Genomic DNA, 9,979 nt, shown 5'->3' with positions numbered 1-9,979 from the left:
CGCCCCGAGGTCGTAGTACTTCTTGATGAGCGACAGGTCGTTGCCGATGGCGTAGCCGTTTTCAATGCCGATGTAGATGGCCCGCTTGCCCAACTTCTCGAGGCGGTAGGCGTCGTCGGGGGTGGTCGCCAATTCGGTCATTTCCGGGTAGCGGGCGCAGACGGCATGGATGGCCTGGAAAAGCTGCAGGGCGCGCTCCTGGGCCTTGGCGTACCCCTCGGGCGTCCTCGGACCTTGGGCCACGAACACGGCAAAGAACTGGGCGTCAAGGCCTCCCTCTTTCATGCGCGGCAGGTCAACCTTGCCGCTCCCTCGGCCGCCTGGCTGGTGGCGTTGCCCCACGTCCCAGTTGCCGCGCAGCAGGTTAAGGGGTGTGTCACAGTGCGTGTCGATGGTCAGCACGCGCTCGTGAATCAACCTCGCCTTAGCCTTGATGTCCTCTTGAGGGAGCAGTGCCTGGCCCCACCCGAAAATGGCCCCTATCGTGACGACGTGAACAACCAGAACTCCTTTTCTCATGAGCACGCACCTCGTGTTCGTAGGCATTCGGCCCTTGGTGAAGCCGAAGGTACGCTGCACTCCTGGACCTCATCATTGCAGGTCTATTCTGTCGTTTGCCGAATAGCTTAACGATTTTGCGGCAGAAAATCAAGGGGAAAATCCGCGATGGTTGGCAGTGCTCGCGATCTAAGCGGAAGGCCGAGCTGCCACGGCCGAAAAGGCCCGAGGCGGACTGAGGCTGCACGGCGAGCTCCTAGGCCCAAAGAGGACGAAAGCAAACTCATCGGCAGGGTGGATGGCGGCGCTGGCGAATCGGCCGCGGCGGCGAGGGAACGCTGGCCAGAGGTGCGACAGAGGCTGTTCAGGGACTCTGCGGGAAATCTTCTTGCTATTTAGCCTGGAATGTCTTACAATTTCCGCACACAGGGAGCATCACTCACGACCTTGGAGGAGCGTGTGAAACTGGTAGACTTGCGCAGCGACACGGTGACCAAGCCCACGCCTGGCATGCGCGAGGCCATGGCCCGCGCCGAGGTGGGCGATGATGTGTTTGGCGAAGACCCAACAGTCAACAAGCTGCAGGAGGTGGTGGCCGAGCTCCTGGGCAAAGAGGCGGCGCTCTTCGTGCCCAGTGGCACAATGAGCAACCAGATCGCCATCAAGTGCCACACGCAGCCGGGCGACGAGGTGATCCTCGAAGCCGACAGCCACAGCTTCCACTACGAGGGCGGCGGGCCGGCGATGCTCTCCGGAGTGCAGCTCCACCCCATCCCTGGCGTGCGCGGGGTGATCAGCGCGGCACAGGTGGCAGGGGCAGTGCGTCCCGGCGACCATCACTACCCGCGCAGCAGGCTCGTATGCATCGAGAACACCCACAACAGGGCAGGGGGGACCGTTTTCCCCCTGCAGACCATCCGTGAGATTCGGGAGGTAGCGGACCGCTGCGGGCTGCGCATGCACCTGGACGGCGCACGGCTGTGGAACGCGGCGGTGGCCAGCGGCATCAGTGAGCGGGAATTCGCGGCGCCGTTCGATTCGGTCTCTGTGTGCCTGTCCAAAGGGCTGGGTGCACCCATCGGGTCGCTCATCGTCGGGAGCAGAGAGTTCATCGAGCTGGCACATCGTTATCGGAAGGTGTTCGGCGGAGGCATGCGGCAGGTGGGCATCATCGCGGCGGCCGGGTTGTACGCGCTTGCCCACCATCGCGAGCGCCTGGCGGATGACCATCGGCGCGCGCGACGCCTGGCCGAGGCCCTGGCGGCAATGCCCGGCGCCGCAGTGGACTTGGCAAGTGTGCAGACCAACATGGCTTTTGTCGACGTGAGCGCTTCCGGGCTGAGTGCGGCTGAGGTGGTGGCGAAGGTGCGGGAGCAGGGCGTCCTGTGCCTGGCGCTCGGCCCCTCCGTGATTCGCCTGGTCACCCATCTCGACGTGGACGATGCAGGCGTTGACCAGGCCATTGCTGCCTTCCAGGCGGTCCTCAAGGAAAGGCGAGGGTAAAGGCGCGACCGTCTCTTTGCCGCACAAGGCCAGGAGGTCGCCCCTCGCCCACGATCCGGGCCAAGGCGGTGGACGGCGCACGCCTCATGCGCAGTGGTGAAAGCCCTGGCATCCGACACGTTGGTCATGCCCGGCCTGTGCATGCCCGCTCGCGAACGGGGGACGGAGCGCCTGGTTCAGGCAGGTCCGCGGCAGGGTGTGCTCCGGGGCAGGCCGAGGGGCCTTGGCCATCCCGATCACCGTTGTTCCGCTTCGCCGCCTCAAGGGTGACCACGGACTGCGTTCCGTCGTCTGGTTACTGCGAAGCCGGCGCGTACACATTCCGCCTGCCATTTTCTGCTTGCAACTTAGTCGGCAAATTGCTATACTTTCCAGAGTTGCTTGCCGCTATGCAACTTCTGACCCATGGATGCGTCGAGGCGAAGCGTGAAGGCATTTTCCTATCAGACCCGCAAAGGTGAGATTCGCATTGGCGTGGAGACCGAGCAGGGGCGCTTCAACTTCACCCATGCGTGGGAGATGTACAAGGACCTCAAGGCCAAGGGGCGCGGTCCCGATTTTCACTTTTTGCAGCTGATGGTGGAGCTGGACTTTTTCAGCGGCGAGACTTTTCGCGAAGTCCTGTCCACGCTGCGGCGCATCCGTCCGCTCGATGACCTGCGACTCGACGATGCCATTCGCTTTCAGGTGCCCATCGCGCGCCCGCAGAAAATCCTCTGCATCGGGCGCAATTTCAGGGCGCATGCCGAGGAGTGGGGTGCCCAGGTGCCGGAAGAGCCTATCTTCTTCGCGAAGATGCCGTCAGCGCTCCTGCCGCACGAGGGGACCATCGTATTGCCCCCAGGGGTGGGCAGAGTTGACCACGAGCTGGAGCTGGCCGTGGTCATTGGCAAACAAGGCAGAGACATTCCGGCCTCTGCCGCGTGGGACTATGTGGCCGGCTACACCATCGCGAATGATGTGACGGCGCGTGATCTGCAACGCCGCGACATGGAGGCCAAGCGCCCGTGGTTGCGCTCCAAGAGCTTTGATACCTTTTGCCCCATGGGCCCTTACCTGGTGCCCAAGGACGAGCTGCCCGCCATCGCGCAGGCGCGCATGGAGCTGCGTGTCAACGGCCAGGTGCGGCAGCAGAGCACGGTGGGCAAGATGGTCTTTTCCATCCCGGAGTTGGTCAGCTACGTCTCCCGCCACATGACGCTCTCGCCTGGAGACATTCTTTGCACAGGAACGCCGGAGGGCACTCTGCCCCTGCAAGCCGGCGACCTCGTCGAGGCGGAAATCGAAGGGTTGGGCGTGTTGCGCAATCGGGTGGCTGCAGGTGAGCAGAGAGGCTCCGCATGACCGTACACTGGATCGACTGGACGCTGGTCATCGCTTACTTCGTCTTTGTCACGGCCATCGGCCTCCGCTACCGGGACAAGGCGGGGAGCAGCATGGTCGACTTTTTCGTTTCCGGAAGAAGTCTCCCCTGGTGGCTGGCCGGCACGTCCATGGTGGCGACTAGCTTTGCTTCGGACACGCCACTGGCGGTCACCGGCTTGGTGGCACGCAACGGCATTGCCGGCAACTGGCTGTGGTGGAACTTTGTGATGAGCGGCATGCTCACCGTGTTTTTCTACGCCCGCCTTTGGCGGCGAGTGGGGGTGCTCACCGACGTGGAATTCACCGAGGTTCGCTACGCCGGGACGCCTGCGGCCGTTCTCCGCGCCTTCCGCGCCCTGTACTTGGCTATCCCCATTAACTGCATCGTCATCGGCTGGGTCACCTTGGCCATGGCCAAGATTCTGGGCATCTGCCTTGGCGTTGACCGCTGGGTGGCAGTGGGCATCTGCGTGGCTGTCACGGTCCTCTATTCGACGATGTCGGGCCTGTGGGGTGTAGTCATCACCGACTTTGTGCAGTTCGGCTTGGCGATGGGTGGCACCATTGCCTTGGCGCTTTTAGCCTTGCACGAGGTTGGGGGGATGTCCGGCCTCACCCAGAAGTTGGCTGCCCTGTACGGGGCTCAGCACTCGCTGCTCGACTTTTTCCCGAGGGTTGGCTCGCCGTGGATGCCCATGTCGGCGTTCCTGGTGTACATTGGCGTGCAGTGGTGGGCTGCGTGGTATCCGGGGGCGGAACCAGGAGGTGGCGGCTCGGTGGCGCAGCGCATGCTTTCCACCAGGGATGAAAAGCACGCCTTGCTGGCGACGCTGTGGTTCAACGTGGCCCACTACGCGTTGCGGCCATGGCCGTGGATCATCGTGGCTTTGGTTTCGATGGTCCTCTTTCCCGGACTTGCCGACAAAGAAGCTGGGTATGTACACGTCATGGTACGCGTACTCCCCGTTGGTTTCAGAGGGCTGCTGCTGGTGGCCTTTGCTGCTGCCTTCATGTCTACAATCAGCACAGCCATCAACTGGGGAGCAAGCTACATCGTGAACGATTTCTACCGGCGATTTCTCAAACCCGAGGCCAGCGAGCGGCACTATGTGCTCGTCTCGCGCCTGGCGACGGTGCTGATGATGGTGATCGCCGCCGTGATTACCGGGTTCATGGACACTATCTCCGGCGCGTGGCGCGTGCTGCTTGCCTTGGGCGCCGGCACCGGCGGCGTCTACATCCTCCGCTGGTTCTGGTGGCGCATCAACGCGTGGTCGGAGATTTCGGCCATGATTGCCTCGCTGGCAGCGGCGCTGGTGCTGCAGTTGGGATTTGGTCTCAGCGCTGACCAGCCCCGCGACTTTGCGGTGCTGATGCTGGTCACCGTGGCCTGTTCGACGGTGGTGTGGGTGACGGTGACGCTGCTGACGCCCCCGGTGGAGGAGAAGACGCTTGTGGCCTTCTACCAGAAGGCGAGGCCAGGTGGCCCCCTATGGGGTCCCATTCGGCGCAAGCTCGGCAACCCGTCCCCGGCAGAACGGCTCTGGCGCGATTTCCTGGATTGGCTCGCCGGCTGTGCGCTCGTCTACACTGCGCTCTTTGGCATCGGCAAGTTGGTGCTCGGACACACCACCGTTGGTCTGCTCCTGGTGGCGGCGAGTATCGGGGCAGCGGTCCTGCTCTACTGGGACCTGCAGCGCCGGGGCTTCGCGGCGGTAGCGCGTTAGGAGTTCGGGAGAGGCAAGAGGGTCATGACGAAGAGCTTGGGACCAGACTTTGAGCGGCTGCGTACGACGCTGTTCGGCGGGCAGGCGGATCGCGTGCCTCTGCTGGAGCTGGCCATCGACTTGGGCGTGATGGGCGGCTACATAGGGCGCAAGGTGGAGACGCTCAAAGATCAGATCGACTTTTTTGTGGCGGCCGGCTATGACTACATTCGCCTCGCCCCCATTGTGGACTTTAACCCGGCGAAGATCCAACCCAAGGAGGGGTTGCGGCAGAGCGCGGCCTCGCAGAGCGATCGCGAGCGCACCTGGAGTGCCGAGGGTGCAGGCGTCATCACCACCATGGAAGAGTTTGAGCGCTACCGCTGGCCGCGCCCGGAGGAGATCGATTACCGCAACTTCGAGATCGTGCAAGAGCTACTCCCGGACGGCATGAAGATCATCGGCCAGTATGGCGACATCTTCACCATGGTCTGGGAGCGAATGGGCTTTGAGACTTTTTCCTATGCGCTGGTCGAGAACCCGGAGCTGGTGGCGCGACTTTTCGACACCATTGGCGGCATTGTGTACGGGATGTTCGCTACCATGGCAGACATCCCCAACGTTGGGGCCCTGTTTTACAGCGACGACATCGCCTTCTATTCTGGACTGCTCTGTTCACCTGGGGTGCTGCGTACCTACCTTTTCCCCTGGATGCGCAAGATCGCGGACCTGTGCCGCCAGCGGCAGATGCCGTTCATCTACCACACGGATGGCCGCCTCTGGGAGGTGATGGATGACCTCATCGAACTTGGGGTCAATGCCCTGCAGCCCATCGAGCCGAAAGCCATGGACATTCGCGAGGTGAAGGCACGCTACGGGCACCGCCTCTGCCTGGTGGGCAATGTGGACGTGGACCTGCTGGCGCGCGGCACGCCGGACGAGGTACGCAAGGTCACGCGGGAGCTCATCCGCGACGTCGGACCAGGCGGCGGCTATTGCGTCGGCTCCGGAAACACCGTGCCCAACTATGTGCCGGTGGAAAATTTTGCGGCGATGGTGGAGACCGTGCACAAGTATGGTCGCTATCCGCTGGAGGTGTAGGGCCGGTGATGCGGGTAGCCTTCGTGCAGATGGATTGCCTCTTCGGCCGGCGGGAGGAAAACCTCGCTCGCGCTGAAGCGCTCATCTCCTCACACGACGCGGACCTTTTTGTCCTACCGGAGCTCTTTTCCTCCGGCTATCTCTTTCGCAGCGACGAGGAGGTGGCTGCCGCCGCCGAGCAGGTTCCTGCCGGGCCCACCACGCGCATGCTGGCGGCCCTGGCTGCGCGCAAGAAATGCCACCTCGTGGCGGGAGTGCCGGAAGCGGCAGCGGACAAGGTTTACAATTCAGCGGTTCTCGTAGGCCCCCAGGGGGTTGTCGCTCTGTACCGCAAGACTCATCTTTTCGCCGAAGAGGCGTTGTGGTTTGCCCCTGGCGATACCGGCTTTGTCGTGGCCGACATCGGCCAGGCGCGCCTCGGACTGATGATTTGCTTCGACTGGATCTTTCCAGAGGCGGCAAGGACCCTTGCCCTCAAAGGGGCGGACATACTCTGCCACCCCTCAAACCTGGTCCTCCCGTACTGCCAGAAGGCGATGACCACCAGAGCGCTGGAGAATGGGGTCTATGCCATCACCGCCAACCGCATCGGCGTAGAGGAGCGGGACGGCGTGCGCCTCAGGTTCACGGGTGGCAGCCAGGTCGTTGATCCGCGTGGCCAGGTGCTCCTCGCCGCAGATGACACGACGGAGACGGTGGGAGTGGTGGAGATCGACCCGCGGGTGGCACGGAACAAGCTGCTCACCGCCAGAAACGACCTCCTTGCCGACCGGCGGCCCGAACTATACGAACTGGGCGGACGAGCTCATGATCTTCGCTAGCATCAAACGATTGGCAAAGCATTCGGCCGTCTACGGAGTGGGCTATATCATCTCCAGGTTTATGGCCTTTCTCCTCTTGCCCCTGTACACGCATTTCCTGACGCGGGAGGAGATGGGCGTCACCACCATCATGTTCACCTACCTTGCCATCTTCACGATCCTCTACACCTACGGACTGAACTCGGCCTTCTTGCGTTTCTACATCATGGAGGAGACGGAACCGGGCAAGAAGCGCATCTTTTCCACCGCTTTTCTGACCCTGCTGGCGAGCAGTTTCTGCTTCTCTCTGGTGCTCTATTTAGCAGCCAATCCCGTGGCGACGTTGCTCTTTAGTGCTGAGTCAAGAGCCACCGGAGTGCCGGTGGACACGGTGGTGCGCTACGGGGCGATCATCCTCTTTTGCGACTCCTTGGCCATACTGCCCTTCCTTGTGCTAAGGGCCGAGGAGCGGTCAGGGCGTTTTGTGCTTTTCAAGTCGTTCAACGTGCTGGTGAACATCCTGCTCAATGTCCTCCTTGTTGCCAAGATGGGCCGGAAGGTCGAGGGGATTTTCTTGGCCAATGTCCTCTCCTCGGCCCTGACCTTGGCGGTACTCATGCCTTTGGTGGTGAGCAGGATGGGGCGGAGGTTTTCCCGCAGCGATCTCCGCGACCTGCTGGCCTTTGGTCTGCCCTACATGCCCTCTACGCTTTCGGTGGTGATTTTGGACACCATCGATCGGCCCCTGCTCGAGCGTTTGGCCGGGGTGGACGTGGCTGGCCTCTACGGCGCAGGGGCGCGCATCGCCATTGTGATGAACCTGCTGGTTTCCGCGTTCAGCTTCGCCTGGCACCCTTTCTTCCTGTCCATGGTCAAGGAGGAGAACGCCAAGGAGGTCTTCTCCAAGGTGCTCACTTATCTGATGGTGGTGTGCCTGGGCGTGTTCCTGCTTGTGTCCCTTTTCATCGATCATCTGGTGCGCCTCAAGATTGGGGGCTTTACCCTTTTCGGCAAAGAGTTCTGGGAGTGCACCACGGTGGTCCCGGTGTTGATGCTTGCCTACATCCCGTATGCCGCGCACGTGAACTTTCTGATCGGCATTTATCTTGAGAAAAAGACCGGCTATCTGCCGCTTTCGACCGGCTTGGGGATGGCGGCCAATCTTGCGGCCAATTTCCTGCTCATTCCTGTGATGGGCATGATGGGTGCTGCATGGGCCCGGGTCATTGCATACACGGTCATGGCGGTTGTCCTCTACCCGATTGGGCAACGTCTCTACCCGGTGCCGTATGAATTCGGTAGAATCGCCAAGCTGGGCGCGGTGGTTGCCGTCATCTTTTTTGCCGGCACGCGGATTGATGTGCCCTGGGGGTTTGCGTTCCACCTTGTACTCATGGTCCTGTTCCCCGTGCTGCTGAAGATAGTTGGCTTCTTCGACCCGCGGGAAGTGGCTAAGGTTCGTTCCCTTTTTGGAGGCGCAGGTCGTGGCGCGCCTGGTGTTGGTGAACCAGTGGGTTGAGGGGATCAGCAACAACAAGCCCCCGCTGGGTTTGGGCTACCTCGTGTCTTACCTGAAGCGCTATTTGGGCTTCGGGGACGTGGAGGTAGTCAACACCGGGGCGGGGGTGTTCGAGCAGATTCGCGCCGCCCGGCCAGAGGTAGTGGGGTTCACTGCCTACTCTGCCAACTATGCCAGCGTCGTGCGTCTGGTACGGCGGGTCAAGCAGGAGCTGGGCGTGGTGACGCTGATGGGGGGGCCGCACCTGACCGCCCTGCCGCAGAGTTTGGACCCCTGCGTGGACGTGGGTGTGATCGGCGAAGGGGAGCAGACGCTACTTGAGCTGATGCGCCTGTACCTGGACAAGGGTAAACTCTCAGCGGCGGACTTGGCCTCCATTGCGGGGATTGCCTTCCATGCCGACGGTGAGGTGCACGTAACGGCACCGCGCGCCCCGATTTTCCCTCTCGACTCGATCCCCATGCCGGACCGCGAGGCGCTGCACATCGAGCGCTTTCTGAAGCCAAGCCCCATCCTCATGAACAATGAGTACCTGCGGGGCACGACGATGCTGACTTCGCGCGGCTGTCCATTCAAATGCATCTACTGCCATGTGTCGGCCAAGTGGGGGCGGCCCCGCTTTCATTCCGCCGAGCGGGTCGCCGACGAGGTGGAACTGTTGGTCAAGCGCTATGGTGTGCAGGGGATCTACATTGCGGACGACCTTTTCACTGCCAACCCCACGCGCGTGCAGCGCATAATCGCCGGCCTCGACAAACGGGGCGTTCTGGGCAAGGTGCGCTTCTTCGCCGACTTGCGCGCCAACCTGGTCAACGACCGGCTGATGGCCTTGCTGCGCGAGATGGGGGTGGTGAAAATCTCGCTTGGGCTGGAATCAGGGTCGGACAGGGTGCTCGCCTATCTGAAAGGCGGCGACGTCACGGTGGCCCAGAATCGGGAAGCGGTGGCTATTGCTAATCGGCACGGCATTGGTTGCTACTGCTGCTTCATGCTTGGCGCGCCCAATGAGACGCGCGAGGACATTCGCTTGACGCAAGATCTCATCAAAGAGATTCTCGACGCGCACCCACAAAACTTCTGCCAAGTGTCGGTAACCACGCCGCTCCCGGGCACAGCGCTGTGGGAGTATGCGATCGCGCGGGGGATTGTCAGCGACACGGTGGACTGGCGACAGTTCAGCCTGAACCCGGAGCTGAGCCTGCAGCCGGACTTTTACGTGAACGAAGAGATCCCCTTCGCCGAGTTCCAGAAATTGGTGCGGCAGACCGTGGAAATTGCCGGCAGCCGCCGCTTGCCGGCCATTATGCGGAACCTCTCCGGGCACTATGTGCTCCAGGCGCTCAGGCGACCCCGACTCGCGGCGCGCATCGTGCTTGACTACCTCAAGCACCATTAGCAGAGCGGCGCAGAGCCCGGAGAACATGGTCGCGTCGAAAGCCGCGAGGAGCGGCGCAGGCAGCGCGTGAGGCTTTCTCTGAGACCGGGTG

Annotated in this window: 8 protein-coding genes; 7 read left to right on the top strand and 1 reads right to left on the bottom strand. The window is 62.2% G+C overall.

What is annotated here, in order from left to right; all coding sequences use genetic code 11:
- On the bottom strand, positions 1–519 hold a 519-nt coding region (locus H5U38_05890), incomplete at its 3' end, for a membrane dipeptidase (protein ID MBC7186548.1).
- 384 nt (positions 520–903) lie between these two features.
- On the opposite strand from H5U38_05890, the gene ltaE reads away from it, so the two are divergent.
- The 7 genes from ltaE (at position 904) to H5U38_05855 (ending at position 9,888) form a co-directional block, all read left to right on the top strand.
- Positions 904–2,001, top strand: coding sequence for a low-specificity L-threonine aldolase (gene ltaE, locus H5U38_05885; GenBank protein MBC7186547.1), 1,098 nt, complete (start codon positions 904–906; stop codon positions 1,999–2,001).
- Positions 2,002–2,577: 576 nt separating this feature from the next.
- A complete protein-coding gene (locus H5U38_05880) occupies positions 2,578–3,345 on the top strand; it encodes a fumarylacetoacetate hydrolase family protein (GenBank protein ID MBC7186546.1) in 768 nt (255 codons plus the stop codon).
- Positions 3,342–5,093, top strand: a complete 1,752-nt coding sequence (locus tag H5U38_05875; protein ID MBC7186545.1) for a Na+:solute symporter — start codon at positions 3,342–3,344, stop codon at positions 5,091–5,093. The genes H5U38_05880 and H5U38_05875 overlap by 4 nt, the downstream gene beginning before the upstream one ends.
- A 24-nt stretch (positions 5,094–5,117) precedes the next feature.
- A complete protein-coding gene (locus H5U38_05870) occupies positions 5,118–6,173 on the top strand; it encodes a nucleoside 2-deoxyribosyltransferase (GenBank protein MBC7186544.1) in 1,056 nt (351 codons plus the stop codon).
- 8 nt (positions 6,174–6,181) lie between these two features.
- Positions 6,182–6,994: an acyltransferase gene (locus tag H5U38_05865; protein ID MBC7186543.1), complete on the top strand. Its 813-nt coding sequence runs from the start codon at positions 6,182–6,184 to the stop codon at positions 6,992–6,994.
- On the top strand, positions 6,981–8,492 hold the full coding sequence (locus tag H5U38_05860) for an oligosaccharide flippase family protein (GenBank protein MBC7186542.1): 1,512 nt from the start codon (positions 6,981–6,983) through the stop codon (positions 8,490–8,492). The genes H5U38_05865 and H5U38_05860 overlap by 14 nt, the downstream gene beginning before the upstream one ends.
- Positions 8,458–9,888, top strand: a complete 1,431-nt coding sequence (locus tag H5U38_05855; GenBank protein ID MBC7186541.1) for a B12-binding domain-containing radical SAM protein — start codon at positions 8,458–8,460, stop codon at positions 9,886–9,888. The genes H5U38_05860 and H5U38_05855 overlap by 35 nt, the downstream gene beginning before the upstream one ends.
- Positions 9,889–9,979: the final 91 nt, after the last annotated feature.

This window comes from Calditrichota bacterium (assembly GCA_014359355.1).
In the GTDB taxonomy this organism is placed as follows: Bacteria; Zhuqueibacterota; Zhuqueibacteria; order JANLFK01; family Oleimicrobiaceae; genus Oleimicrobium.
Note: the sequence above shows the minus strand (reverse complement) of the source record. Positions and strands in the feature narration are given on the sequence as shown.